This is a genomic window from Enterobacter sp. 725m/11, assembly GCF_011683705.1.
In the GTDB taxonomy this organism is placed as follows: domain Bacteria; phylum Pseudomonadota; class Gammaproteobacteria; order Enterobacterales; family Enterobacteriaceae; genus Enterobacter; species Enterobacter bugandensis.
Genome location: NZ_JAAQOK010000002.1, coordinates 45,408 through 71,033 on the forward strand (window position 1 = coordinate 45,408; position 25,626 = coordinate 71,033).

At 56.0% G+C, this 25,626-nt stretch carries 21 protein-coding genes; all 21 read right to left on the reverse strand.

The genetic code is table 11. From position 1 onward, the window contains the following. Positions 1–17: 17 nt before the first annotated feature. Complete coding sequence (gene secA, locus HBA26_RS01080; protein WP_047367326.1) at positions 18–2,723, reverse strand: preprotein translocase subunit SecA; 2,706 nt, start codon at positions 2,721–2,723, stop codon at positions 18–20. A gap of 58 nt (positions 2,724–2,781) precedes the next feature. Then, positions 2,782–3,285: a secA translation cis-regulator SecM gene (gene secM, locus HBA26_RS01085; RefSeq protein WP_028015513.1), complete on the reverse strand. Its 504-nt coding sequence runs from the start codon at positions 3,283–3,285 to the stop codon at positions 2,782–2,784. A gap of 280 nt (positions 3,286–3,565) precedes the next feature. Then, positions 3,566–4,483, reverse strand: coding sequence for a UDP-3-O-acyl-N-acetylglucosamine deacetylase (gene lpxC / locus HBA26_RS01090; RefSeq protein WP_006810110.1), 918 nt, complete (start codon positions 4,481–4,483; stop codon positions 3,566–3,568). A 101-nt stretch (positions 4,484–4,584) separates the two neighbouring features. Beyond that, entirely contained in the window at positions 4,585–5,736 is a 1,152-nt protein-coding gene (gene ftsZ, locus HBA26_RS01095) for a cell division protein FtsZ (protein ID WP_008501978.1), read from the reverse strand. A 63-nt stretch (positions 5,737–5,799) separates the two neighbouring features. Further along, a complete protein-coding gene (ftsA, locus tag HBA26_RS01100) occupies positions 5,800–7,056 on the reverse strand; it encodes a cell division protein FtsA (RefSeq protein ID WP_006173845.1) in 1,257 nt (418 codons plus the stop codon). After that, positions 7,053–7,895 (reverse strand): cell division protein FtsQ, encoded by an 843-nt coding sequence (gene ftsQ / locus HBA26_RS01105; RefSeq protein ID WP_045259458.1) that lies wholly within the window; start codon positions 7,893–7,895, stop codon positions 7,053–7,055. The genes ftsA and ftsQ overlap by 4 nt, the downstream gene beginning before the upstream one ends. Position 7,896: 1 nt before the next feature. Beyond that, positions 7,897–8,817: a D-alanine--D-alanine ligase gene (locus tag HBA26_RS01110; RefSeq protein WP_041911244.1), complete on the reverse strand. Its 921-nt coding sequence runs from the start codon at positions 8,815–8,817 to the stop codon at positions 7,897–7,899. Continuing rightward, positions 8,810–10,285 carry a UDP-N-acetylmuramate--L-alanine ligase gene (gene murC, locus HBA26_RS01115; RefSeq protein WP_047363459.1) on the reverse strand — a complete coding sequence of 492 codons (1,476 nt, stop codon included), beginning with the start codon at positions 10,283–10,285 and terminating at the stop codon, positions 8,810–8,812. Before murC ends, HBA26_RS01110 begins: the two co-directional genes overlap by 8 nt. Positions 10,286–10,341: 56 nt before the next feature. Beyond that, complete coding sequence (murG, locus tag HBA26_RS01120; protein ID WP_028015509.1) at positions 10,342–11,406, reverse strand: undecaprenyldiphospho-muramoylpentapeptide beta-N-acetylglucosaminyltransferase; 1,065 nt, start codon at positions 11,404–11,406, stop codon at positions 10,342–10,344. Further along, positions 11,403–12,647, reverse strand: a complete 1,245-nt coding sequence (gene ftsW / locus HBA26_RS01125; RefSeq protein WP_126345446.1) for a cell division protein FtsW — start codon at positions 12,645–12,647, stop codon at positions 11,403–11,405. Before ftsW ends, murG begins: the two co-directional genes overlap by 4 nt. Further along, complete coding sequence (gene murD, locus HBA26_RS01130) at positions 12,647–13,963, reverse strand: UDP-N-acetylmuramoyl-L-alanine--D-glutamate ligase (RefSeq protein WP_126345445.1); 1,317 nt, start codon at positions 13,961–13,963, stop codon at positions 12,647–12,649. Before murD ends, ftsW begins: the two co-directional genes overlap by 1 nt. Before the next feature lie 2 nt (positions 13,964–13,965). After that, a complete protein-coding gene (mraY, locus tag HBA26_RS01135) occupies positions 13,966–15,048 on the reverse strand; it encodes a phospho-N-acetylmuramoyl-pentapeptide-transferase (RefSeq protein WP_008501985.1) in 1,083 nt (360 codons plus the stop codon). Then, a complete protein-coding gene (gene murF / locus HBA26_RS01140) occupies positions 15,042–16,400 on the reverse strand; it encodes a UDP-N-acetylmuramoyl-tripeptide--D-alanyl-D-alanine ligase (RefSeq protein WP_088204373.1) in 1,359 nt (452 codons plus the stop codon). The genes mraY and murF overlap by 7 nt, the downstream gene beginning before the upstream one ends. After that, the gene (gene murE / locus HBA26_RS01145) at positions 16,397–17,884 is read right to left on the reverse strand and encodes a UDP-N-acetylmuramoyl-L-alanyl-D-glutamate--2,6-diaminopimelate ligase (RefSeq protein ID WP_028015505.1); all 1,488 of its coding nucleotides are present in this window, start codon (positions 17,882–17,884) and stop codon (positions 16,397–16,399) included. The genes murF and murE overlap by 4 nt, the downstream gene beginning before the upstream one ends. Further along, complete coding sequence (locus HBA26_RS01150) at positions 17,871–19,637, reverse strand: peptidoglycan glycosyltransferase FtsI (protein ID WP_028015504.1); 1,767 nt, start codon at positions 19,635–19,637, stop codon at positions 17,871–17,873. The genes murE and HBA26_RS01150 overlap by 14 nt, the downstream gene beginning before the upstream one ends. 15 nt (positions 19,638–19,652) lie before the next feature. Further along, positions 19,653–20,018 carry a cell division protein FtsL gene (gene ftsL / locus HBA26_RS01155; protein WP_006173860.1) on the reverse strand — a complete coding sequence of 122 codons (366 nt, stop codon included), beginning with the start codon at positions 20,016–20,018 and terminating at the stop codon, positions 19,653–19,655. Further along, positions 20,015–20,956, reverse strand: a complete 942-nt coding sequence (gene rsmH, locus HBA26_RS01160; protein WP_014882538.1) for a 16S rRNA (cytosine(1402)-N(4))-methyltransferase RsmH — start codon at positions 20,954–20,956, stop codon at positions 20,015–20,017. Before rsmH ends, ftsL begins: the two co-directional genes overlap by 4 nt. A gap of 2 nt (positions 20,957–20,958) precedes the next feature. Next, positions 20,959–21,417: a division/cell wall cluster transcriptional repressor MraZ gene (mraZ, locus tag HBA26_RS01165; RefSeq protein ID WP_126345444.1), complete on the reverse strand. Its 459-nt coding sequence runs from the start codon at positions 21,415–21,417 to the stop codon at positions 20,959–20,961. Positions 21,418–22,016: 599 nt separating this feature from the next. After that, positions 22,017–23,024, reverse strand: coding sequence for a catabolite repressor/activator (gene cra, locus HBA26_RS01170; RefSeq protein WP_014168621.1), 1,008 nt, complete (start codon positions 23,022–23,024; stop codon positions 22,017–22,019). Between the two features lie 178 nt (positions 23,025–23,202). Continuing rightward, the gene (gene ilvN / locus HBA26_RS01175; RefSeq protein ID WP_045259452.1) at positions 23,203–23,694 is read right to left on the reverse strand and encodes an acetolactate synthase small subunit; all 492 of its coding nucleotides are present in this window, start codon (positions 23,692–23,694) and stop codon (positions 23,203–23,205) included. A 1-nt stretch (position 23,695) separates the two neighbouring features. Continuing rightward, entirely contained in the window at positions 23,696–25,420 is a 1,725-nt protein-coding gene (gene ilvI / locus HBA26_RS01180) for an acetolactate synthase 3 large subunit (RefSeq protein WP_028015500.1), read from the reverse strand. Positions 25,421–25,626 lie beyond the last annotated feature (206 nt).

Below are 25,626 nucleotides of genomic sequence, written 5' to 3' on the forward strand. Positions count from 1 at the left end.
TTCAGTTAGTTATGTTCTTAGCTCAGGCGGCCGTGGCACGCCTTGTATTTTTTACCGGAACCACACGGGCACGGATCGTTACGACCGACTTTACGATCGCCGGTCTGCGCGGCGATCGCTGCTGCGGCTTCGCTTTCGTCAGTCTGGTGGCTCAGCTGCTGCATCTGCGCCAGACGCTCAGCTTCTTCACGACGCTGCTGCTCCATCGCTTCCACTTCTTCCGGCATGCGCACCTGAACCTTGCTCAGGGTGCTGATCACTTCGTACTTCAGTGACTCCAGCATAGAGGCAAACATGGAGAAGGATTCACGCTTGTACTCCTGCTTCGGATCTTTCTGCGCATAGCCGCGCAGGTGGATACCCTGACGCAGGTAGTCCATCGCCGCCAGGTGCTCTTTCCACAGGGAGTCCAGCGTCTGCAGCATCACGCCTTTTTCGAAGTGACGCATCATCTCAGCGCCAACCACTTCTTCCTTACGCTTATAAACCTCCAGCGCGGTTTCAAAGATACGTTCGCGCAGGGTCTCTTCATGCAGCTCAGGCTCTTTATCCAGCCACTCTTTGATTGGCAGATCGAGATCGAAGTCGTTTTTCAGACGTTCCTGCAGGCCTTCAACGTCCCACATCTCTTCCAGAGACTGCGGTGGAATATGCGCGTCGATGGTGGCTTTGAACACATCTTCGCGGATGCTGTTGATGGTTTCGCTCACGTCGGACACGTCCAGCAGTTCGTTACGCTGGGTGTAGATCGCGCGACGCTGATCGTTGGCCACGTCATCATATTCCAGCAGCTGCTTACGAATATCGAAGTTGCGGCTTTCCACTTTACGCTGGGCGTTAGCGATCGCTTTAGTCACCCATGGGTGCTCAATGGCTTCACCAGGCTTCATGCCCAGCTTACGCATCATGCCGGACACGCGGTCGGAGGCGAAAATACGCATCAGCGCATCTTCCATAGACAGGTAGAAGCGGGAAGAACCGGCATCACCTTGACGGCCCGCACGGCCACGCAGCTGGTTGTCGATACGACGAGATTCGTGACGCTCGGTACCGATGATGTGCAGACCACCGGATGCCAGCACCGCGTCGTGACGCACCTGCCAGTCGGCTTTGATCTGCTCGATCTGCTCTGGCGTTGGGTTTTCCAGCTCTGCGACTTCAGCCTGCCAGCTACCGCCGAGCATAATATCGGTACCACGACCCGCCATGTTGGTGGCGATGGTCACCGCTCCCGGATAGCCCGCCTGAGCAACAATGTCCGCTTCTTTAGCGTGGAACTTGGCGTTCAGAACGTTGTGCTTGATGCCTGCTTTGGTCAGCTCATTGGAAACCACCTCGGATTTCTCGATGGAGATGGTCCCCACCAGAACCGGCTGACCATTGGCAGTACGGTCGCGAATATCTTCGATGATCGCCTGAATTTTTTCCGCTTCGGTCATGTACACCAGGTCCGGCATATCCTTACGGATCATTGGACGGTTGGTTGGCACAACCACGGTATCCAGCTTGTAGATGGAGCTGAATTCAAACGCTTCGGTATCTGCGGTACCGGTCATCCCCGCCAGCTTCTCATACAGACGGAAGTAGTTCTGGAAGGTGATGGATGCCAGCGTCTGGTTTTCGTTCTGGATATCCACGCCTTCTTTCGCTTCAACGGCCTGATGCAGACCATCAGACCAGCGACGACCCTGCATGGTACGGCCGGTGTGTTCATCGACAATGATGACTTCGCCGTCTTTCACGATGTAGTCAACGTCGCGGGTGAACAGCGCGTGGGCGCGCAGCGCGGCGGTCACGTGGTGCATCAGCATGATGTTGCTCGGAGAGTACAGAGACTCACCTTCTTCCATAATGCCTTCAGCCACCAGCAGCTCTTCGATTTTCACCAGACCGCGTTCGGTCAGGTTCACCTGGCGCGCTTTTTCATCTACGGAGAAGTGGCCTTCACCCTGGAAGGTATCGGAGTCTTCTTTCTCCTGACGCAGCAGGTGTGGAATGATTTTGTCGACTTTACGGTACATGTCAGAGCTGTCTTCGGCCGGGCCGGAGATGATCAGCGGGGTACGCGCTTCATCGATCAGAATGGAGTCAACCTCATCCACCAGCGCATAGTGCAGCTTACGCTGGACGCGCTCTTCCGGGCTGAACGCCATGTTGTCGCGCAGGTAGTCGAAGCCGTATTCGTTGTTGGTGCCGTAGGTGATGTCTGCGTTGTAGGCTTCGCGCTTGGCGGGTGCCGGCAGTCCGGACATGTTGATGCCGACGGTCATGCCGAGGAATTCGAACAGCGGACGGTTGTTTTCGGCATCACGCTGGGCCAGATAGTCGTTGACGGTAACGACGTGAACGCCTTTACCGGTCAGTGCATTCAGGTAAGCCGGCAGCGTTGCGGTCAGGGTTTTACCTTCACCGGTACGCATTTCCGCGATGCAGCGTTCGTTAAGCACCATACCGCCCAGCAATTGAACGTCGAAGTGACGCATGCCGAACACACGTTTACTCGCTTCACGCACAACGGCGAAAGCTTCCGGGATCAGGCTTTCTAAGGTTTCACCTTTTTCCAGACGCGCACGGAATTCCGCCGTTTTCGCTTTCAGCTCATCATCAGAGAGCTTCTCCATCGCCGGTTCCATACCGTTGATGACGGCAACAGCTTTGCGCATACGGCGCAGGGTACGATCGTTACGACTACCAAAAACTTTGGTTAATAATTTGATTAGCATAATAAATTCTCAAACGCCCCAGACGGGCAGATAAATTAAGGTATTGAAAAAGGTTAATTTAGCTGAGGCGTTGAGGCCCGGCACGGATGCCGTGAACCTGGCTAATCCATGTCGAAACGGAGAATGATACAGGAGGAACAAACCAGGTTTGCGCCGTCTGACTCACGGTCACGGGCGGCTGGTTATCCTGCGTCAGAAGCGCATTAAGCGTATCGAGCAGGGCAAGATGCTGAGCCTGAACCGGCAGCGACTCTTCAGCAACAGGCATCGTCTGCGGCGCCATCGCGAACGACAGATGACGAATAACCGTGCGGATGGCGTGCTGCTGCCAGTAATCAACGGAGAAATTAGGACGACGGCTGGCTTCAAGCCACGCGAGATTAGTAAAGTTAACCCGCGTCGAGAGATCGTGTTTAGTTGTCGTGGAACGTGCTGGCGTCGCCGCTTCCGCACTGTTACTGAGCGCAGGCAAGCCGAAACTCGCCGCGACCATCCCTAATAAGAGATGCGGCCAGAAGTAACGTCTGCCAAATTGTCGCCAGCGCGTCAGTATTCCGCTCACTTGCTCCACCACATTCGCCCGCCAGTGCAGGCTGAGTTCAGTTATTCTTTTTTAGCGCCCAGATATTACCACTAAAGCCAATACGCAGCAGCAGGAATGACACCTTGCAGCAGGTAAAAACGGTCAATAATGCAGCGAACACACCGTTATTCGGCACCCGACAATGGCCAGGGAGTAGAGGGGCAAATCAAAGAAGGGCAGAAATAAAAACGACTGGCTTCCCTGGTCGGAGAGAGTACCAGGTGAACCAGTCGCTTTTCTTACGAAACGGCGTTAACCGTTACGCCAGGACCATAGTCGGTGCTTTGAACGCCAGCGGCAGTTCCGCTTCGTCTTCAAAGGTCACATATTCCCAGGCTTCCTGTTTTGCCAGGACGGCCTGCAACAATTTGTTGTTCAGTGCATGACCGGATTTGAACGCGGTAAATGCACCAATGATGTTGTGACCACACATGAACAGGTCGCCGATCGCATCCAGCATTTTGTGACGAACGAATTCATCTTCAAAACGCAGGCCGTCTTCGTTCAGTACGCGATAATCGTCAACAACGATGGCACAATCGAAGCTGCCGCCCAGGCACAGGCCGCGGGACTGCAGATATTCGATATCACGCATGAAGCCAAACGTACGTGCGCGGCTGATCTGGCGCATAAACGCATCAGCAGAGAAGTTCATCGCGTAGCGCTGAGTGCTGGAGTCAATCGCCGGATGGTTAAAGTCGATGGTAAAGTCCAACGAGAAACCATTGTACGGTTTGAATTCAGCCCACTTGTCGCCATCTTCGACGCGAACGGTCTCTTTGATGCGAACAAATTTCTTCGCACAGTTCAGTTCTTCGATGCCGGCATCCAGCAACAGATAAACGAACGGCGCAGCACTACCATCCATAATCGGGATTTCTGGCGCATCGACTTCAACAATAATGTTGTCGATACCCAGACCCGCCAGGGCGGCGTTCAGGTGCTCTACGGTAGAAATCCGCACGTCATGCTCGTTCACCAGACAAGTACAGAGCATTGTATCACGCACAGATTTGGCATCGGCCGGAAAATCTACCGGTGGATTCAAGTCGGTGCGACGATAGATGACCCCGGTATTGGCCGGCGCAGGGCGTAACGTCAGTGTGACTTTCTTGCCGGTATGTAAACCGACACCCGTCGCCTGAACGATACGTTTAAGTGTCCTTTGTTTGATCATCGTATAATCTCGCCAAATTAACTATCCAACCGAGAGTGTATATCACTAACGGTGGGCCAGTTTAGCACAAAGAGCGCAAATCCCCAAATTCCAGCCAATTCTTAGTCAGCTTGCTTACGCAGGAACGCCGGGATGTCCAGATAATCTGGCTCTTTTGCCGTTTGCGGCGTTGGGTCGTTCACCACTTTCGCGGCCGGTTTTTGCTCCTGAGTCAGAGGAGACATACCGTGCTGCTGGTAACGATCCATTACCGGTTGCTGAGTCTGCTTGTTGGTCACGAGGGTGATCTCAGGACGCTTGTCCATACCGATACCGGTCGCAACAACGGTAACACGCAGCTCGTCGTTCATTTCCGGGTCAAGGGAAGTACCGATTACCACGGTCGCGTTGTCAGAAGCGAACGCGCGGATGGTATTACCCACGGTTTCGAACTCATCCAGACGCAGGTCAAAGCCAGCGGTAATGTTGACCAGCACGCCGCGCGCACCGGACAGATCGATATCTTCCAGCAGTGGAGAAGAGATAGCCATTTCAGCCGCTTCTTCCGCACGGTCTTCGCCGCTCGCCACGCCAGAGCCCATCATCGCGTAGCCCATTTCGGACATCACGGTGCGAACGTCTGCAAAGTCAACGTTCATCAGGCCAGGACGGGTAATCAGTTCTGCGATACCCTGGACCGCGCCTTTCAGCACGTCGTTTGCTGCGCCGAAGGCGTCAAGCAGGGAGATACCACGACCCAGAACTTTCAGCAGCTTGTCGTTCGGGATGGTGATCAGCGAGTCCACATGCTTGGACAGCTCGGTGATACCCTGCTCCGCGAAGGCCATACGCTTTTTGCCTTCGAAGTTGAAAGGCTTGGTCACGACAGCAACGGTCAGGATACCTAAATCTTTAGCTACTTCAGCGACAACAGGTGCTGCACCGGTACCGGTACCGCCGCCCATGCCTGCTGCGATGAAGACCATGTCCGCACCTTCCAGTGCAGCACGCAGGGCTTCACGATCTTCTTCAGCCGCGTTGCGACCGACTTCCGGGTTAGCCCCAGCGCCCAGCCCTTTGGTGATGCCACCGCCGATCTGGATAGTCTGGCCAACTGCCGTTTTACGCAGTGCCTGCGCATCGGTGTTAACTGCGAAGAATTCAACACCTTCAATGCGTTCACGCACCATATGCTCTACGGCGTTACCGCCGCCGCCACCGACGCCGATGACTTTAATCACCGCGTCGTTGGTCAGTTCCATAGGTTCAAACATAATTTCTCTCTCCGTTGTGCCTGTCGCCCGAGACCGCTAATTCTCTCCGGTCTCTTTAAAAAATTAAAACTCTTTTCGCAGCCAGTTGTTCAGTCGTTTGACCCACGACCCCACTGAGACGCGTTTTTCCACTTCCGCTTCACCACTGAGATGAGATTCCTTCCCGTAGTGAAGCAGGCCCACAGCCGTTGAATAGTACGGCTCCTGAGCATAATCCGTTAAACCGGTAATATTCAGCGGCGCACCAATACGCACCTGCGTATGGAACACGCGCTGAGCGCAGGCCGCAAGACCTTCAATTTGCGCTGCACCGCCGGTTAATACAATCCCCGCCGCAAGATGATGCTTAACACCCTGCTGACGAAGCTGTTCCTGAAGCTGTAAAATCTCTTCGTTGACCAGGTTGAGCAGCTCGGTATAGCGCGGCTCAATTACCTCTGCCAACGTCTGGCGCTGCAGGCTACGCGGCGGACGGCCGCCCACGCTCGGCACCTCAACGCTCTCATCTTTACCAACGATAGACCCCAGCGCACAGCCGTGGCGTACTTTAATCGCTTCTGCATCGCTCGGTGGCGTACCAAAAGCGTAAGCAATATCGCTGGTCACAACGTTCCCTGCGTAAGGGATCACTTTGGTGTGGCGCAGCGCACCGCCGGTATACACGGCCATGTCCATTGTACCACCACCGATATCGACCACACAGACACCCAGTTCACGTTCGTCTTCGGTCAGCACGGAATAACTTGCCGCCAGACCGGCGAAAATAAGTTGGTCAACTTTCAGGCCACAACGTTCAACGGCTTTTACGATGTTCTTCGCCATATCGTTGTGACATGTGATCAGGTGCACTTTTGCCTGCATACGCACGCCAGACAGACCAACCGGGTTCTTGATCCCTTCCTGGTAGTCAATCGCATATTCCTGCGGGATCACGTGCAGCACGCGATGCTCGTCGCGAACGCGCACGGACTTCGCCGTATGCACAACGTTTTCAACGTCTTCCTGCGTCACTTCTTCTTCAGAAATCGGCACCATACCGATTTCGTTCTGGCAGCTAATGTGCTTGCCAGAAAGGGCCAGATAGACAGAAGAAATCTGGCAATCTGCCATTAATTCAGCCTGGTCGATGGCGCGCTGTACGCATTTCACCACCGACTCAAGGTCGTTTACCCCACCTTTATCCATACCACGGGACGGGCAACTGCCCACGCCAATGATATTGACCATACCGTCGGGCAGAACTTCCCCTACTAAAGCGGCAACCTTCGCGGTGCCAATCTCCAGTCCAACTACCAGTTTTCTGTCCGTCGCCTTGATCATTGTTGTTCTGCCTGTACCTGTGCCTGATTCTGTTGCTGATTAGGTTCCTCGACCGGAGCCGGCTCCCAACCGACTGCTGCGCCTGAGTCATAGCGCAAATCAACGTAGCTTATCCGTTTGCCGTCCGCCTGCGCCTGCTGTTGTAAAACCGGGTAAAGTTCTACAAAACGCGCAAGACGTTTCATTGTGTCGCCGCGTCCCAGGTTGAGCTTAATGCCGTTCGTCAACGTCAGCTGCCAGGAGCGGCGCGCCGTCATCGCAGCATCTTTTAACGTAAACCTGTCCTTCGCCAGCACCTGCCCCATTTCACGAAAACCCTGCAATACTTCGTTTTCGCTGCCTTCAGGGCCATACAACATCGGTAAATTTTGCTTGTTGACACGATCGCTCGGGACGCTGAAGGAATTTCCATCTACGTCAACCATGTGCTGATCATTCCAACGCGCAATGGGCACATATTCAACCAGATGAATCTTCAATTCATCAGGCCATTGTTTTCTGACACTCGCCTGTTTTATCCAGGGCAGACGTTCAATCTGGCTCTGGATAATATTGACGTCCTGCGTCATAAAGGTGCCGGGCGATCCCAGCGCCAGAATAGACTGGCGAATATCATCGTTACGCGTGTAGTGACGCTCGCCGGTCACCACCAGCTTTGACAGCGGCAACCGCTGTGCGTCTTCCATCCAGCCCAGCACCATCCAGCCGCTGATAAACACGGTGCACAGCACCCCGAGCAGGAAAATGATGCCTGCAAGACGCGTTCCATTACTCCGGCGTGAAGAAGTGTATTCTTCTTCGTCATCGCGGTTGCGCGTGTTCAATGCAGCCTGAGACATATCAGCCCGCCTGGTCCAGAATACGTACGACTAACTGCGAGAAGCTCATTCCCGCCTGACGCGCCGCCATCGGCACAAGGCTGTGGCTGGTCATTCCCGGTGACGTATTGGCTTCCAGCAGATAAAACTGCCCGTCATTGTCCTGCATCACATCAATGCGTCCCCAGCCGCTGCAGCCCAAAACATTCCAGGCTTTAAGCACCAGGGACTGTAATTCGGCTTCGCGCTCTGCTTCAAGACCACAAGGGCAGAAATATTGCGTCTCATCAGACAGATACTTCGCCTCATAATCATAGAAGACTCCGGCGGGTTGGATGCGAATTGACGGTAAAATTTCTTCGCCAAGCATCGCGACGGTAAATTCCGGCCCGCTGAGCCATTTTTCAATCAGAACTTCTTCATCGTGTTGAAATGCCAGCGCTAAAGCAGATGTTAAATCTTCAGCTTTATCGACCTTTGACATCCCGACGCTCGACCCTTCCCTGCTCGGCTTTACAATAACCGGTAAGCCCAGTGCCGCAATGCGTGTATTAACGCTGTCCGACAGGCCCAATTCAAATTCGCCGCGCGTCAGCGCCACCCACGGCGCAACGGGTAAACCCGCTCCCTGCCAGAGTAACTTACTGCGCAGTTTATCCATAGATATGGCGGATGCCATCACGCCGCTTCCGGTGTAAGGCAGGCCGATCAGCTCCAGAAGCCCTTGCAGGGTTCCGTCTTCACCGCCACGACCATGTAACGCGATAAAGACCTTATCGAAGCCCATCGCTTTTAATTGCGTCACGTCGACCTCTTTTGGATCGACAATATGTGCGTTTACGCCGCCTTCACGCAGGCCCGCCAGCACGGCAGCGCCGGAATTCAGAGAAACCTCGCGCTCGGCGGAGTTGCCGCCAGAGAGGACTGCAATCTTATCAGCCATGATGCTCATCCTCCTGGGTTTGCGGCTTCAGTTTGATTTCAGCTAAGGTACGGGCGATCTTGCCGATATTTCCCGCACCCTGAATCAGGATGAGATCGTTACCGGTCAGGACCGGTGCCAGAATTTCCGCCACTTGTGCCGGGTCAGAAACCAGAATAGGGTCAACTTTACCGCGCCCGCGGATGGTACGACACAGGGAACGGCTGTCTGCGCCTGGAATTGGCGTTTCGCCAGCGGCGTAAACATCCAGCATCAGCAGGGTATCTACCTGTGACAGCACACTGGCGAAATCGTCATACAGATCGCGGGTACGCGTGAAGCGGTGCGGCTGGAAGATCATCACCAGATTCTTCTCCGGCCAGCCCGCGCGTGCGGCTTTGATGGTCGCGTCCACTTCCGTCGGATGGTGACCGTAGTCGTCCACCAGCATCGCGGTACCTGGCTTACCATTCACCGCTTCCAGCGGGAACTCGCCGAGGAAGTCGAAGCGACGCCCCGTCCCCTGGAAGCTTTCCAGCGCGCGCAGGATCGCCTCATCATCAATCCCTTCTTCCGTCGCAACAGCCACTGCCGCTGCGGCGTTGAGCGCGTTATGGCGCCCTGGCGCATTCAGCGTGACGTGCAGCAGCTCTTTGTCCTGACGCGCCAGAGTGAAATGCCCCTGCGCACCAATCTGTTTGTACTCTTCCACGCGGACGTCAGCGTCTTCGCTGAAGCCGTAGGTGGTGATTTGACGACCGACGCGCGGCAGCAGCTCGCGGATCACCGGGTCGTCCACGCACATCACCGCGCGGCCATAAAACGGCAGGTTGTGCAGGAAGTTGATGAAGGTCTGCTTTAAGTTTTCGAAGTCGCCCTGGTAGGTATCCATATGGTCAGCTTCGATATTGGTGACAATCGCCACCATCGGCTGCAGGTGCAGGAACGACGCGTCGCTCTCATCCGCTTCCGCAATCAGATAACGGCTGTGGCCCAGACGCGCATGGACGCCTGCGGCTTTCACCAGACCGCCGTTGACAAACGTCGGATCGAGACCCGCTTCCGCATAAATGCTGGAAACCATCGCCGTGGTCGTGGTTTTACCGTGGGTACCGGCAATCGCAATGCCGTGACGGAACCGCATCAGTTCCGCCAGCATTTCTGCGCGGCGGATCACCGGAATGCGCGCTTCGTGCGCGGCAACGATTTCCGGATTGTCAGAGGAGATGGCGCTCGATACCACCACCACGCTTGCATCGCGCACGTTTTCCGGGCGATGGTTGAAATAGATAGTCGCCCCAAGCGACGCCAGCTGCTGCGTGACAGGGTTTGGCGCCAGGTCAGACCCGCTGATCTGATAGCCTTCGTTAGCTAACACTTCGGCAATACCGCCCATGCCGGCACCACCGATGCCAACAAAGTGAATGTGCCGGACGCGACGCATCTCGGGCACGATTGAACGCAGTTTTGCCAGTTGTTGTGTATTCATTCTCTAAACGCCATCGACTACTTAAAATTCGTGCAGCGCAACACGCGCTGCGAGGGTTAAGCCTGGGCTGCCAGGCTCACTTCTTTTGCCACCCGTTCTGTCGCATCCGGGATAGCGGCAGCGCGCGCGCGCTGCGCCATCTCCAGCAGCGCGTCTCTGTTCCAGCCCGCCAGGGTGGTGGCGACCGCATCGGCGGTAAAGTGTGGCTGCTCAAAAATTTTCGCCGCGCCGGCTTTCTCAAGCGGCAGCGCGTTCCAGTACTGCTGTCGGTCTTTGTGCTGGAACGGCACGAACAGCGCTGGCAAGCCGGCGGCGGCGATTTCGCTCACCGTCAGCGCGCCAGAGCGGCAGACCACGACATCGGCCCAGGCATAGGCTGCGGCCATATCGTCAATAAATTCCGTCACTTTATGCTGCGGCTGGCCTTCATCAGCGTACGCCTGCTCAACGGTCTGCTGAGCGCCTTTACCGCTTTGGTGCCAGATAGTCACGGCATCACCCAGCTTTGCCGCCACCTGCGGCATTGTCTGATTCAGAATGCGCGCACCCTGAGAACCACCAACGACCAAAACACGAACCGGGCCTTCACGTCCCGCCAGGCGGGCATCCGGTAGAGGCAGCGCCAGCACGTCGACGCGCACCGGGTTACCCACCACGTCCGCTTTCGGAAACGCGCCGGGAAACGCCTGCATCACTTTGGTGGCGATTTTCGCCAGCCACTTGTTGGTCAGACCCGCAATACCGTTCTGCTCGTGCAGAACAACGGGAATGCCTAACGACCACGCGGCCAGCCCGCCGGGACCAGAAACATAGCCGCCCATACCCAGCACCACATCGGGCTTAAAGCGCTTCATGATGGTGCGCGCCTGACGCCAGGCATTAAAAATACGCACCGGCGCCAGCAGCATGGCCTTGAGGCCTTTGCCTCGCAGGCCGGAAATACGAATGAAGTCGATCTCAATACCATGCTTCGGTACCAGGTCGGCTTCCATGCGGTCTGCGGTTCCCAGCCAGCGTACCTGCCAGCCCTGCTCCATTAAATGGTGCGCAACCGCCAGCCCCGGGAACACGTGTCCACCGGTACCGCCTGCCATCACCATTAACCGCTTCGGTTGATTCATCGTGAACCTCGTGTAAACGCCTGGGCTTTCTCCAGACGCGTCTCATAATCTATGCGTAACAAAAACATAATGGCCGTCGACATGATCAACAGGCTCGAACCACCATAGCTGATCAGCGGCAACGTCAGACCTTTGGTCGGCAGCATACCCGCTGCGGCCCCGACGTTAACCAGCGCCTGGAAGCTAAACCAGATACCAATTGAGCAGGCTAAGAAGCCTGAGAAGCGGTGATCGATCTCCAGCGCTTTTCGGCCAATCGACATGGCGCGGAAAGCGACGAAGAATACCATTAAAAGCGCTAATACCACACCGATATAACCCAGTTCTTCCCCAATAATGGAGAAGATGAAGTCGGTGTGCGCCTCCGGTAAATACTCCAGTTTCTGTACCGAGTTGCCCAGACCTTGCCCCCAGACTTCACCGCGGCCAAACGCCATCAGCGACTGCGTCAGCTGGTAACCGCTACCGAACGGATCTTCCCACGGGTTCCAGAACGAGGTCACGCGGCGGATACGGTAAGGCTCGGCGAGGATCAGCAGCACCACCGCTGAAATCCCCATCCCGATGATGGCGATGAACTGCCACAGCTTGGCCCCTGCCAGGAACAGCATCGCCAGCGTGGTGACAAACAGTACGACAACGGTCCCGAGGTCAGGCTGCGCCAGCAGCAGGATCGCCAGCACCAGAATGACGCCCATCGGCTTTAAGAAGCCGCGAAGGTTGTTTCGCACCTCATCGACTTTTCGCACCAGGTAGTTTGCCAGGTAGCAGAATAACGAAAGCTTGGTGAACTCCGCAGGCTGAATACGCAGCGGGCCGAAGGCGATCCAGCGTGATGCCCCGTTAACGGAGCTCCCGACAACCAGCACGATCAGCAGCATGATAATGGAGGCGATCAGCATCGCGGTACTGTGGCGCTGCCAGAACGCCATCGGCAGACGAAGCGTTACCAGCGCCAGGCAGAACGCCAGAATGATGTACAGCCCGTCACGCTTGGCGAACAGAAAGGGATCGTTCGCCAGACGCTGTCCAACGGGCATAGAGGCCGACGTCACCATGATAAAGCCGATCGCCGCCAGCCCCAGCGTCAGCCAGAACAGGGTGCGGTCGTACATAATCAGGCTATCGGAATCTTTATCCCGGGAAGCCATCACCCAGCCTTTCAGCGCCGCAAACAACCACACCAGAATTCCAAATCCTGGCAGGCGCGGCATTTTCAGGTGAGGGAGAGATAAACGCATCAGCCTAACTCCTTCGCAAGGCGGATAAAGACATCGCCACGCTGTTCGAAATTTTTAAACTGATCGAGGCTGGCGCACGCCGGGGAGAGCAGAACCATGTCGCCAGGCTGCACGCGCGGGGCAATCAGGCGCATCGCCTGTTCCATCGTTTCAGTTTGCTCAGCAACTTCCGGGCGTAGTTCAGCCAGCTCGCTGCCGTCACGGCCAAAGCAGTACAGGCGGATGTTATCGCCGGTGAGGTACTGTTTCAGGGAGGAGAAATCAGCAGATTTGCCGTCGCCACCCAACAGAAGATGCAGGGTGCCGTCAACGTGCAGACCGTTCAGCGCGGCCTCCGTGCTTCCCACGTTGGTCGCTTTAGAGTCGTTAATCCAGCGAACGCCGTTATGCTCCAGCGCCAGCTGGAAACGGTGTGCCAGGCCGGAAAACGTGGTCAACGCTTTCAGGCTGGAAGAGCGCGGCAGCCCTACGGCATCTGCCAGCGCCAGCGCCGCCAGGGCATTGGTATAGTTGTGCTGGCCGGAAAGCTTCATCTCCTTCACGTTCAGCACCTTTTCACCTTTCACGCGCAGCCAGGTTTCGCCCAGCTGGCGGTTCAGATGATAATCACCCATGGTGATACCAAAGCTGATGCAGCGCTCGTCCGCGCCGCGCACCGGCATGGTCAGCGCGTCGTCGGCGTTAACCACGCAAACTTTGGCATTTTCGTAAACACGCAGCTTGGCCGCGCGATACTGCTGCAGACCAAACGGATACCGATCCATATGATCTTCCGTCACGTTGAGGATCGTTGCCGCCGCCGCATGCAGGCTGGAGGTGGTTTCAAGCTGGAAGCTGGAAAGTTCCAGAACGTAAAGCTCGCAGCCTTTGTCCAGCAGCATCAGCGCGGGCAGGCCGATATTGCCGCCTACCCCTACGTTCATGCCCGCTGCTTTCGCCATTTCACCCACCAGGGTAGTGACGGTGCTTTTGCCGTTAGAACCGGTGATCGCGATAACCGGCGCCTGCGCTTCGCGGCAGAACAGCTCGATATCGCCGACAATCTCAACGCCCGCATCCGCAGCAGCGCTCAGTGAAGGGTGCGCCAGCGCCATACCCGGGCTGGCGACAATCAGATCGGCTGCCAGCAGCCAGTCATCATTCAGACCACCAAGGTGGCGTTCAACCTGTTCCGGCAGTTTGTCCAGACCCGGCGGAGAGACACGCGTATCCATCACGCGCGGAGTAACGCCGCGCGCAAGGAAAAAGTCCACGCAGGAGAGGCCGGTGAGGCCTAACCCGATGATAACGACTTTTTTACCCTGGTAATCTGCCATGATTAACGTACCTTCAGCGTTGCCAGGCCAATCAGCACCAGCATCAGCGAAATAATCCAGAAGCGCACAATCACGCGCGGCTCCGGCCAGCCTTTCAGTTCATAGTGGTGGTGGATCGGCGCCATACGGAAGATGCGCTGACCGCGCAGCTTGAAGGAGCCGACCTGCAAAATCACCGACAGGGTTTCAACCACAAACACGCCGCCCATGATCACCAGCAGGAACTCCTGACGCAGCAGCACGGCGATAATGCCCAGCGCACCGCCCAAAGCCAGAGAACCGACGTCACCCATAAAGACCTGCGCCGGATAGGTGTTGAACCAGAGGAAGCCCAGCCCCGCGCCGACAATCGCCGTACAGACGATCACCAGCTCACCCGCGTGACGCAGATAAGGAATGTGCAGGTAGTTCGCAAAGTTCATGTTACCGGTCGCCCACGCCACCAGCGCAAAACCAGCCGCCACGAAGACGGTTGGCATAATCGCCAGACCATCCAGGCCATCGGTCAGGTTAACGGCGTTACCGGTACCAACAATCACAAAGTAGGCCAGCAGGATGTAGAACAGCCCCAGCTGCGGCATCACGTCTTTAAAGAAGGGCACCACCAGTTCGGTGGCAGGCGTATCTTTTCCTGCCAGATACAGCGCGAAGGCAACGCCCAGCGCAATCACTGACATCCAGAAATACTTCCAGCGTGCAATCAGGCCCTTCGTGTCTTTGCGGACGACTTTACGGTAATCATCCACAAACCCGATAATGCCGTAGCCCACCAGTACGGTCAGCACGCACCAGACGTACGGGTTAGACGGATAGGCCCACAGCAGTACGGAAACGACGATCGCGGTCAGGATCATGATCCCGCCCATCGTCGGCGTACCGCGCTTGCTGAAGTGCGACTCCGGACCGTCGTTACGTACGACCTGACCGAAAGAGAGTTTTTGCAGACGGGCAATCATGCGCGGGCCCATCCACAACGAGATGAACAGCGCAGTCAGCAGGCTGACGATGGCGCGAAACGTCAGATACGAAAAGACGTTAAAGCCTGAATAATATTTGACCAAATGTTCGGCCAGCCAAACTAACATGTCCCGTTCTCCTGTAATGCGTGCACAACCTCTTCCATGGCGGCACTACGTGAACCTTTCACTAACACTGTCACAATTTGTTTTTCTGTAATTAATGCCTTAAGGCGCTCAATCAACGCGGCTTTGTCGGCAAAATGTTCGCCAACGCCGCTGGCATGGCTAATCGCCTGGCTCAGTTTTCCTGCGCTCAGCACGCAGTCCAGTCCCGCCGCTTTCGCCGCTTCACCCACCTGGGTATGACAGGCTTCGCTTTCATCGCCCAGCTCCGCCATGTCGCCAACCACCATGACGCGGTAGCCCGGCATTTCAGATAGCACCTGCACCGCCGCCGTCATTGAGCCGACGTTCGCGTTGTAGGAGTCATCAAGCAGCAATTTGTTTTCTGCAAGCGGGATCGGGTACAGGCGTCCCGGCACGGCTTTCAAATTCGCCAGCCCGGTTTTAATCGCCTCGTGTGACGCTCCCACCGCCGTCGACAAGGCCGCTGCCGCCAGCGCATTGGCGATGTTATGGCGTCCCGGCAGCGGTAACAGCACGTCTACGTCACCCGTTGGGGTAGCAAGCGTGAATTCCGTACCGTGCGACGTCACATGGATATTGGTCGCGGTAAAGTCACTGTTGGCCGCGTTCGGCGAGAAGCGCCAGGTTTTACGCGAGCCAATGATGCTCTGCCAGTTCAGCCAGTCGTTGTTGTCGGCATTGAGAATGGCAATGCCGTCAGCAGGCAGACCGGTGTAGATTTCGCCTTTCGCTTTCGCCACGCCTTCCAGCGAGCCAAAACCTTCCAGATGCGCTGCCGCAAGATTATTCACCAGCGCCGCTTCCGGGCGAGTCAGGCTCACGGTCCAGGCGATTTCGCCCTGGTGGTTTGCCCCTAACTCGATCACCGCAAACTCATGCTCTTTGGTCAGGCGAAGTAATGTCATCGGCACGCCGATGTCATTATTGAGGTTGCCTGAGGTATAAAGCGTATTACCGCACTGGCTGAGGATGGCCGCCGTCATCTCTTTCACTGACGTTTTGCCCGATGACCCGGTCAGCGCGACAACGCGAGCAGGCACCTGCTGACGAACCCAGGCGGCCAGTTCACCGAACGCGAGACGCGTATCGCTCACCACTATCTGCGGCAAATCGATATCCAGCCTGCGGCTGACCAGCAGCGCGCCAGCGCCGTTTTCTTTGGCCTGTCCGGCAAAATCATGCGCGTCAAAACGTTCGCCTTTCAGCGCCACAAACAGACAGCCCGCGGTCACTTTGCGGGTGTCGGTGGTGACCGCGTCAATGGTCAGATCCTGGCCCAGCAGCTCGCCGTGCAGTACCGCAGCGGCCTGGCTTAAGGTGATGCTAATCATGCGACGACTCCCAGCAGACGCGCTGCCGTTACGCGGTCGGAGTAGTCCAGACGACGATTGCCAACAATCTGATAGTCTTCATGACCTTTACCGGCCAGCAGAACGACATCATTTTCTTTTGCCTGCATGATGGTGTTTGTCACGGCTTCCGCGCGGCCTTCCACCACACGGGCGCGACCGGCGTCCAGCATACCCGCCAGAATGTCGTTGATGATGGCGCGCGGCTCTTCGGTACGCGGATTGTCATCGGTGACCACAGGAATGTCCGCGAACTGCTCCGCAATGGCGCCCATCAGGGGACGTTTACCTTTGTCGCGATCGCCACCGCAGCCGAAGACGCACCAGAGTTTACCGGTGCAGTGCAGGCGTGCCGCTTCCAGCGCTTTTTCCAGCGCATCCGGCGTGTGGGCATAATCGACAACCACGGTCGGTTTGCCCGGCGCGCTAAACACTTCCATACGGCCGCAAACCGGCTGTAGACGCGCTGACGTTTTCAGCAGTTCCGCCATCGGATAACCCAGCGCCAGCAGCGTTGCCAGCGCCAGCAGCAGGTTGCTGACGTTGAACGCCCCCATCAGGCGGCTTTCGATTTCACCGTCACCCCAGGAAGAGGCAAAGCGGATCGTCGCGCCACTGTCGTGATAGTTAACGTCAACGGCCTTCAGCCAGCGGCCGTGGCAGTTCGGATTGATATGGTCTTCCATCGACACCGCTACCGCGTCTGGCAGCTTCGCAAGCCAGCGGCGGCCCACTTCGTCGTCGGCGTTGATAATGGCATGGCCGTAATGGTGAGTTGAGAACAGCAGCCATTTCGCGGCTTCGTAGTGTTCCATATCACCATGATAATCAAGGTGATCGCGGCTCAGGTTGGTGAACACTGAAGCAGCAAACTTCAGTGCCGCAACGCGGTGCTGTACCAGGCCGTGCGAAGAAACTTCCATCGCGGCAAAGGTTGCCCCCTGCCCTGCCAGACCGGCAAGCACGTGCTGTACGTCAACCGCAGAACCGGTGGTGTTTTCCGTCGGGCTCACTTTGCCCAGCAGGCCGTTACCCACGGTACCCATCACCGCACCGGTTTCACCCAGCAGCTGAGCCCACTGCGCCATCAGCTGCGTGGTGGTGGTTTTTCCGTTCGTGCCCGTCACGCCAACCAGACGCAGCTGGTCGGAAGGTTCGTGATAAAAACGTCCAGCCAGTGCAGAGAGACGCTCATTCAACTGGCTGAGATAGATAACCGGCACCCCGTGCATTTCACGGATCTCACCGTCGGTTGCCTCGTCTTTAGCCTCAGCAATAATGGCAGCCACACCTTGCGCAATCGCCTGCGGGATATAACGACGCCCGTCCGCCTGATGACCAACCACCGCCACAAAAAGATCGCCAGAAGCAGCCACGCGGCTGTCCAGTACCATCTCTCGCAGTGCTCGCTCCGGTGCATTTGGCACCCACGGAGCGAGAAGGTCGCGCAAATTACGATCTGCCACCTGTACCCTCGCCTTGATTAATTACAAATTCACTTTTTTCGCCCGTCGCCAGCGCATCTGGTTCAACGTTCATGGTGCGTAACACGCCACCCATGATGGCGCCAAACACAGGCGCGGAAACGGCGCCGCCGTAGTATTTACCCGCCTGTGGATCGTTAATCACGACCACCAGCGCAAAACGCGGATTGCTTGCAGGCGCAACGCCTGCGGTATAGGCAATGTATTTGTTGATGTAGCGGCCGTCTGGCCCCACCTTTTTCGCCGTACCGGTTTTAATGGCGATGCGATAGCCTTTGATGGCCGCCTTCACGCCGCCGCCGCCCGGCAGCGCCACGCTTTCCATCATGTGCACAACGGTACGAACTATGGATTCCGGGAAGATACGCTCGCCCGGAACCGGTGGATCAACTTTGGTGATGGACAGCGGGCGATAGACGCCATAGCTGCCAATCGTTGCGTAGACTCGCGCTAACTGTAACGGGGTTACCATTAGCCCGTAGCCGAAAGAGAAGGTGGCCCTCTCTATGTCAGACCACCGTTGTTTTTGAGGATATAAGCCACTGCGTTCTCCGACCAACCCCAAATTGGTCGCCTTTCCAAGTCCAAAACGTGAGTAAGTCTCTACTAACGCTGAGGACGGCATCGCTAACGCCAGCTTTGAAACACCGACGTTACTCGACTTCTGTAACACCCCGGTCAGGGTCAATTCGCTGTAGCGCGCCACGTCTTTAATCTCGTGGCCGTTAATACGGTAAGGGATCGTGTTCAGGACCGTGTTTTCATTGACGATACCGCGCTGAAGCGCCGTCATCACCACCATCGGCTTCACCGTGGAGCCTGGTTCGAACACGTCGGTAATCGCCCGGTTACGCATCGCATCTTTTGCGGTGCCGGTAAAGTTGTTCGGGTTGTAGGAAGGACTGTTGGCCATGGCCAGCACTTCTCCGGTGCTGACATCCACCAGCACGGCGCTGCCGGATTCTGCCTTGTTAAACGCCACGGCGTTGTTCAGCTCGCGGTAGACCAGCGCCTGCAGGCGCTCGTCGATACTCAGAGCCAGGTTGTGCGCAGCCTGGCTGTCCGTAGAGGAGATATCTTCAATGACGCGCCCGTAGCGGTCCTTACGCACAATTCGCTCGCCAGGCTGCCCGGTGAGCCACTTATCGAAGCTTTTTTCAACGCCTTCAATCCCCTGGCTGTCGACGTTGGTGAAGCCGATGAGGTGAGCGGTTACTTCGCCGGACGGATAGTAACGACGGGATTCTTCGCGCAGATGAATGCCCGGCAGCTTCAGTTTTCGAATGTAGTCCGCCATGTCAGGGTTAACCTGGCGCGCCAGATAGATAAAACGCCCTTTCGGGTTCGCGTTGACGCGGGAGGCTAGCTGATCCAGCGGCATTTTGAGCGCATCTGAAAGCGCTTTCCAGCGGTTATCAAGCGTGATGCCACCGGCGTCGTGCAGCTCTTTCGGGTCGGCCCAAATCGCTTTCACCGGCACGCTCACCGCCAGCGGGCGACCTGAACGGTCAGTGATCATTCCGCGAGAAGTCGACACTTCCTGAACGCGAAGGGAGCGCATATCTCCCTGGCGTACCAGCATGTCAGGGGCGATGATTTGCAACCACGCCACGCGTCCCAGCAGGAAACCCAGCGCCAGTAAAATGCAGCCGCAAAGCAACGCAAAACGCCAACTGATGAAGTTGGCCTGTTCTTCCTGACGTTTTGGTTTAAGCGTTTTTGCCGCTGCTTTCATGCGTCGCGTGTTCCCTTATTTTTGTACTACGATATTTTCCTGGGAAGGATCAACATGCTGCAGTTGCAGCTTTTCCGTTGCGATCCGTTCAACCCGGCTGTGATCGCCGAGCGCGTTTTCTTCAAGGATCAGATTTCGCCATTCAATATCCAGCGCATCGCGTTCCAGCACCAGCTGCTCGCGTTGCGCAGTCAATAAACGTGTATGGTGAGCTGTGGTCACCACCGTAACTGCCGTAACAATGATGCAAATGAACAGGCAGAGTGGCAGTTTCCCGAATCGCAAAAGATCGTCGCCGATCACGCCAGGCAAGGCATGGCGCTCGTTGCTTCCTAACGATCCCTTAACTTTGCTTAGGGTTTCTGTCACTCTGCCGATCATGCGTTCGTCCTCTCTGCAACTCGCAGCACTGAACTACGGGCACGTGGATTCTCTGCCACCTCTTCTTCGCCCGGCATCAACTTGCCTAATGCTCGCAACTGACGGCCCCCCAGCTTCCTGAGTTGTTCTTCCGTCATCGGCAGCCCCGCTGGAACCTGAGGACCGCGGCTCTGTTCACGCATGAAGCGTTTTACAATGCGGTCTTCCAGCGAATGGAAGCTGATGATGGATAACCGCCCACCCGGGGCTAGCACGTCGAGCGAGCTTTTTAGCGCCAGCTCTATTTCCTCCAGTTCACTGTTTACCCAGATGCGAACCGCCTGGAAGGTACGGGTCGCGGGATGTTTGTGCTTATCCTTCACCGGCGTCGCCGCCGCAATCACTTCGGCCAGCTCTTTGGTGCGGGTCATTGGCTCAACGCGGTTGCGCTCAACGATGGCGCGCGCAATGCGCTTGCCAAAACGTTCTTCGCCGAAGGTTTTGATCACCCAGGCAATATCTGCTTCGTCAGCGGTCTGCAGCCATTCGGCGGCAGACTGGCCGCGCGTCGGGTCCATACGCATGTCCAGCGGACCGTCGCGCATAAAGGAGAAGCCGCGTTCTGCATCATCAAGCTGGGGTGAAGATACGCCAAGATCGAGAAGAATCCCGTCGATCTTGCCCGTGAGACCGCGCTCGGCCACGTAATCCGCGAGCGCAGAAAAAGGTCCATGCACGATGGAAAAGCGTGGGTCATTGATGGTCTGTGCCACGGCAATCGCCTGCGGATCGCGATCGATTGCCAGCAGTCGCCCTTCCTCTCCAAGCTGGGAGAGGATCAAACGCGAGTGACCACCGCGACCAAACGTGCCATCAATGTAGATGCCATCCGGACGAATATTCAGGCCGTTCACGGCCTCGTCCAGTAACACCGTTTTATGTTTATAATTTTCCATCATATTTATAGAGACAAGTCCTGCAGCCGTTCCGATAAAGTTGCGGAATCAGACTGCTCAGCGTCGATATCTTCCTTGACCTGTTGATACCAGGTCGTTTCGTCCCACAGTTCAAACTTGTTGAACTGCCCGACCAGCATCACTTCTTTGGTCAGACCGGCATGTTGCCGCAGCACGGGCGCAATCAGTAATCGCCCGGCGCTATCCATCTGACACTCACTGGCATGTCCCAATAACAGCCGCTGCACGCGGCGCTCTTGCGGGTTCATGCTCGACAGTCGCGACAGCTTTTGCTCAATGATTTCCCATTCAGGTAAGGGGTAAAGCAGCAGGCAGGGGGAGTTGATGTCAATGGTGCAAACCATTTGACCCGAAGCATACTCAATCAGCTGGTCGCGGTATCGGGTTGGGACCGATAAACGCCCTTTGCTGTCGAGATTGACTAACGTAGCTCCACGGAACATGCCAGTCTCACCCCTCCTCACCACTTTAACCCACAAATTCCCACCTAAAGGAGTTTACGGAGCGAGGGAAAAGCTTGTCAAGCCAGGACTCTCCCTGTAGAGACCCGAAAGCCCTCTATTTACAGAGATAAACTGTCCTGGTTAATAACTGCACAACTGGCGAGGCAAATTAACGTTATGAATATTTGTAAGAAAAAAACCGAATATGCACACTAGCGTTAAGGCTCACTCAATATCATCGCAGATAAATATAAAGTGTCAGTTTGCGACGCGGGCAGCATTTTATGACAGATTGTCAGGGGATAACAGCGCCAGATTCACTCAATCGGTCGGTGGAAGCGGCGGTTGCGTTGCTGGCCGGTCGGGGGGAAGGAAAAACGTCTGAATATTCATCGACCGAAGAGGGTTTGTAACAAAGTAATACAAAGAGAGGCTTTTAAAAATCGCTTCATGATTCTTTAAGGACCATTTTAAACGGCAAAATGAATTAAGAAAAATAGTAGATTAGGATCTCTCAAGAATTATCCTAATTTCACTGCGGGAATTAACTCGGCGAATTATTCCAGTAAAAAGGGGCGGTTTTTCGCCGCCCCGTCATTTCATTTATGGCGGCTCAAAATTCCGCGATGATAGAGATTACGTTTGATACGCGTCAGACCCGGCTTCGGTTTGCGCGGCTCATCCAGGCTCGCCAGAACAATCTCCAGGACGCGTTCCGCTACATCTCGGTGACGCTGGGCCACCGCCAGCACCGGGCACTGAAGGAAATCGAGAAGCTCGTTATCCCCAAAAGTGGCGATCGCCAGGTCAGAGGGAAGCTTGCCTTCACGACGCAAGGTGACATCCATTACCCCCTGCAGAAGGGCAAATGACGTGGTGAACAGCGCCTGGGGCATTGGGTGCGTCTCCAGCCATTTTTCGAACAGCTGCGCAGCGGCTTCGCGTTCATAGCTGTTGGCATAGAGATAGTGGACTTCACGCGGATCGTCTTTCCAGGCGGTTCTGAACCCTTGCTCACGCAGGAAGCTTACGGAAAGCTCGGGCAGCGCGCCAAGATATAGCACCGTTTCAGCGGGGAAGGTTCTCAGCTCAGCGGCCAGCATTTCCGCGTCATCCTGATCGGCACCCACTACGCTTGTGAAATGCTCACGATCGAGCGCGCGGTCCAGCGCCACGATGGGGAACGGATCGTTCGCCCAGCGCTGGTAAAACGGATGCTCCGGCGGTAAGGAGGTCGAGACGATGATGGCATCGACCTGACGCTGGAGCAGATGTTCAATGCAGCGCATCTCGTTATCGGGCTGGTCTTCAGAACAGGCTATCAGCAGCTGGTAACCGCGCTGGCGGGCCTGACGTTCAAGATAGTTGGCGATACGGGTATAGCTGGTGTTTTCCAGATCCGGGATCACCAGACCAATAGAGCGGGTGCGCCCGGCACGCAGGCCGGCAGCGACAGCATTCGGATGGTAGTTATGCTCACGAACCACCGCCATAACTTTTTCAACGGTCTTATCGCTGACGCGGTACTGCTTTGCTTTGCCGTTAATCACATAGCTGGCCGTTGTTCGTGACACGCCGGCTAGCCGGGCGATTTCATCCAGTTTCACAATTGCCCCTTAAAAAAAGAAAAGAGTCCATGGCCCTGTCAAGGTTATGGTTAAATCTTTTAACATCTAAACGCAGAAAAGCCTTCGCGGCAACCGCTTTTATCTGCGTTGTCGGCTGATTACGCAAAAAAAGCCCGGCTTTGGTGACCGGGCTGAAAGAGGCGAACCTTTTTAACAACTACCGCATGATTTTCTCGCCGCGTGACAGACCAACGATCCCCGATCTCGCCACCTCAACAATTTTTGCTACATCTCGCACAGATGCCAGGAAAGCGTCCAGCTTGTCACTGGTTCCGACCAGTTGAACCGTATAAAGAGAAGGCGTGACGTCGATGATCTGTCCGCGGAAGATATCCGCATTGCGTTTGACCTCTTCGCGCCCGTAACCGCTGGCCTGTATTTTGACCAGCATGACCTCACGCTCAACGTAAGCGCCCTGCCCTAGCTCGCTTACGCGCAGCACATCGACCAGCTTATGCAGCTGTTTCTCGATCTGCTCAATTACCTTGGCATCGCCAACGGTCTGAATCGTCATACGCGACAGCGTCGGATCGTCCGTTGGCGCCACGGTCAGGCTTTCAATGTTATAACCACGCTGCGCAAAAAGCCCAATGACGCGCGACAGTGCGCCAGACTCGTTTTCCAGTAATACCGATAATATCCGGCGCATATCAGGTTCTCTCCGTTTTGCTTAACCACATCTCGTCCATACCGCCGCCGCGAATATGCATCGGATAAACGTGCTCGGTTCCATCAACGATGACATCCATAAAGACGAGGCGGTTGTTTTTAACGTGCTCAAGCGCTTCGGCGAGCTTCGTTTCCAGCTCAGCCGGATCGGTCACCCGCATCCCTATATGACCGTAAGCTTCAGCAAGACGAACAAAATCCGGCAGCGATTTCATATATGACTGAGAGTGGCGGCCCGAGTAGATCATATCCTGCCACTGCTTCACCATACCGAGATAGCCGTTATTGAGGTTGAGCACCAGTACCGGCAGCTCATATTGCAGCGCGGTGGAAAGTTCCTGAATGTTCATCTGAATACTGCCGTCTCCGGTCACGCAGACGACGGTTTCATTGGGCAGCGCCAGCTTCACGCCCAGCGCGGCAGGCAGGCCAAAGCCCATCGTGCCTAAACCTCCCGAGTTGATCCAGTGACGCGGTTTATCAAACGGATAATAGAGGGCGGCAAACATTTGATGCTGGCCCACGTCAGAGGTCACATACGCGTCGCCTTTCGTCAATCGCCATACCGTTTCGATGACCGCCTGCGGCTTAATATGCTCGCTTTGGGTGTCATATTTCAGACACTGCCGCGCGCGCCATTGCTCAATTTGCTGCCACCAGTCACGGATTTCATCCAGCGGTTGCGCTGTGTTTTCCAGCGCCAGCAGATCCAGCATTTGTTCAAGGACCTGTCGCGCGTCGCCGACGATAGGTACATCAGCCGACACCGTTTTTGAAATTGACGTCGGATCGATATCAATGTGCAGCACGGTGGCGTTCGGGCAATACTTCGCCAGGTTGTTGGTCGTACGATCGTCAAAACGCACGCCGACGGCAAAGATGACGTCAGAATGATGCATCGTCATGTTGGCTTCATAGGTACCGTGCATACCCAACATGCCGAGCGCCTGACGGTGGGTGGCGGGAAACGCTCCGAGTCCCATCAGCGATGACGCAACAGGAAGATTGAGCTTTTCAACCAGTTCACGAAGCTGTGCCTCACACGCTGAATTGACGGCCCCGCCACCGACATAGACCACCGGTTTTTTAGCGGCCAGCAGCGTTTGCAGCGCGCGTTTGATCTGACCTTTGTGGCCCTGTGTTGTTGGGTTGTAAGAGCGCATGCTAACCGATTCCGGCCAGACATAAGGCAGCTTGTTTGCAGGGTTCAGGATATCTTTAGGGAGATCGACCACCACCGGCCCCGGGCGCCCGCTTGCCGCCAGCCAGAACGCCTTCTTCAGAATGCCAGGAATGTCTTCGGTTTGCTTGACCAGGAAGCTGTGCTTCACGACGGGACGCGAAATCCCGACCATGTCGCACTCCTGAAACGCATCATAGCCAATCAGTGATGTCGCGACTTGTCCGGAAAGGATCACCAGTGGAATAGAGTCCATGTACGCGGTCGCAATGCCGGTAATGGCGTTTGTCGCACCGGGCCCCGACGTGACCAGGACCACGCCCACTTCACCCGTCGCACGCGCCAGGCCATCGGCCATATGTACCGCCGCCTGCTCATGGCGTACCAGCACATGGTCAATACCCCCTACCGTATGCAGTGCGTCATAAATATCGAGGACCGCGCCGCCAGGATAGCCGAACACTTGCTTTACGCCCTGATCGATCAGCGACCGGACGACCATTTCCGCGCCAGACAACATCTCCATGCTTTGCCTCCAGGCATTTTGTTATAGACGGACCGCCGAATTCATTTCCGCACCGTCTTGCGATCGGGATGAACCCGTCTTCTATTTTGCAGAGTGATACTTACCTTAACCGCTCGTTATGAGGCAGGCAATTCGCAAACCAGGAGAGAGAAGAGGCAGTGAAAGCAGAAAAAACAGACATTGTCAGAGGATATGGTTAATTCATC

What these genes read in the sequence shown, in the direction of transcription:
- ilvI (WP_028015500.1), bottom strand. Translation starts at nt 25,420, where the DNA reads ATGGAGATGTTGTCTGGCGCGGAAATGGTCGTCCGGTCGCTGATCGAT.
- mraY (WP_008501985.1), bottom strand. Translation starts at nt 15,048, where the DNA reads ATGTTAGTTTGGCTGGCCGAACATTTGGTCAAATATTATTCAGGCTTT.
- ilvN (WP_045259452.1), bottom strand. Translation starts at nt 23,694, where the DNA reads ATGCGCCGGATATTATCGGTATTACTGGAAAACGAGTCTGGCGCACTG.
- rsmH (WP_014882538.1), bottom strand. Translation starts at nt 20,956, where the DNA reads ATGATGGAAAATTATAAACATAAAACGGTGTTACTGGACGAGGCCGTG.
- secA (WP_047367326.1), bottom strand. Translation starts at nt 2,723, where the DNA reads ATGCTAATCAAATTATTAACCAAAGTTTTTGGTAGTCGTAACGATCGT.
- HBA26_RS01110 (WP_041911244.1), bottom strand. Translation starts at nt 8,817, where the DNA reads ATGGCTGATAAGATTGCAGTCCTCTCTGGCGGCAACTCCGCCGAGCGC.
- ftsZ (WP_008501978.1), bottom strand. Translation starts at nt 5,736, where the DNA reads ATGTTTGAACCTATGGAACTGACCAACGACGCGGTGATTAAAGTCATC.
- ftsL (WP_006173860.1), bottom strand. Translation starts at nt 20,018, where the DNA reads ATGATCGGCAGAGTGACAGAAACCCTAAGCAAAGTTAAGGGATCGTTA.
- murD (WP_126345445.1), bottom strand. Translation starts at nt 13,963, where the DNA reads ATGGCAGATTACCAGGGTAAAAAAGTCGTTATCATCGGGTTAGGCCTC.
- murG (WP_028015509.1), bottom strand. Translation starts at nt 11,406, where the DNA reads ATGAATCAACCGAAGCGGTTAATGGTGATGGCAGGCGGTACCGGTGGA.
- murF (WP_088204373.1), bottom strand. Translation starts at nt 16,400, where the DNA reads ATGATTAGCATCACCTTAAGCCAGGCCGCTGCGGTACTGCACGGCGAG.
- ftsA (WP_006173845.1), bottom strand. Translation starts at nt 7,056, where the DNA reads ATGATCAAGGCGACGGACAGAAAACTGGTAGTTGGACTGGAGATTGGC.
- HBA26_RS01150 (WP_028015504.1), bottom strand. Translation starts at nt 19,637, where the DNA reads ATGAAAGCAGCGGCAAAAACGCTTAAACCAAAACGTCAGGAAGAACAG.
- ftsQ (WP_045259458.1), bottom strand. Translation starts at nt 7,895, where the DNA reads ATGTCTCAGGCTGCATTGAACACGCGCAACCGCGATGACGAAGAAGAA.
- mraZ (WP_126345444.1), bottom strand. Translation starts at nt 21,417, where the DNA reads ATGTTCCGTGGAGCTACGTTAGTCAATCTCGACAGCAAAGGGCGTTTA.
- murC (WP_047363459.1), bottom strand. Translation starts at nt 10,285, where the DNA reads ATGAATACACAACAACTGGCAAAACTGCGTTCAATCGTGCCCGAGATG.
- lpxC (WP_006810110.1), bottom strand. Translation starts at nt 4,483, where the DNA reads ATGATCAAACAAAGGACACTTAAACGTATCGTTCAGGCGACGGGTGTC.
- ftsW (WP_126345446.1), bottom strand. Translation starts at nt 12,647, where the DNA reads ATGCGTTTATCTCTCCCTCACCTGAAAATGCCGCGCCTGCCAGGATTT.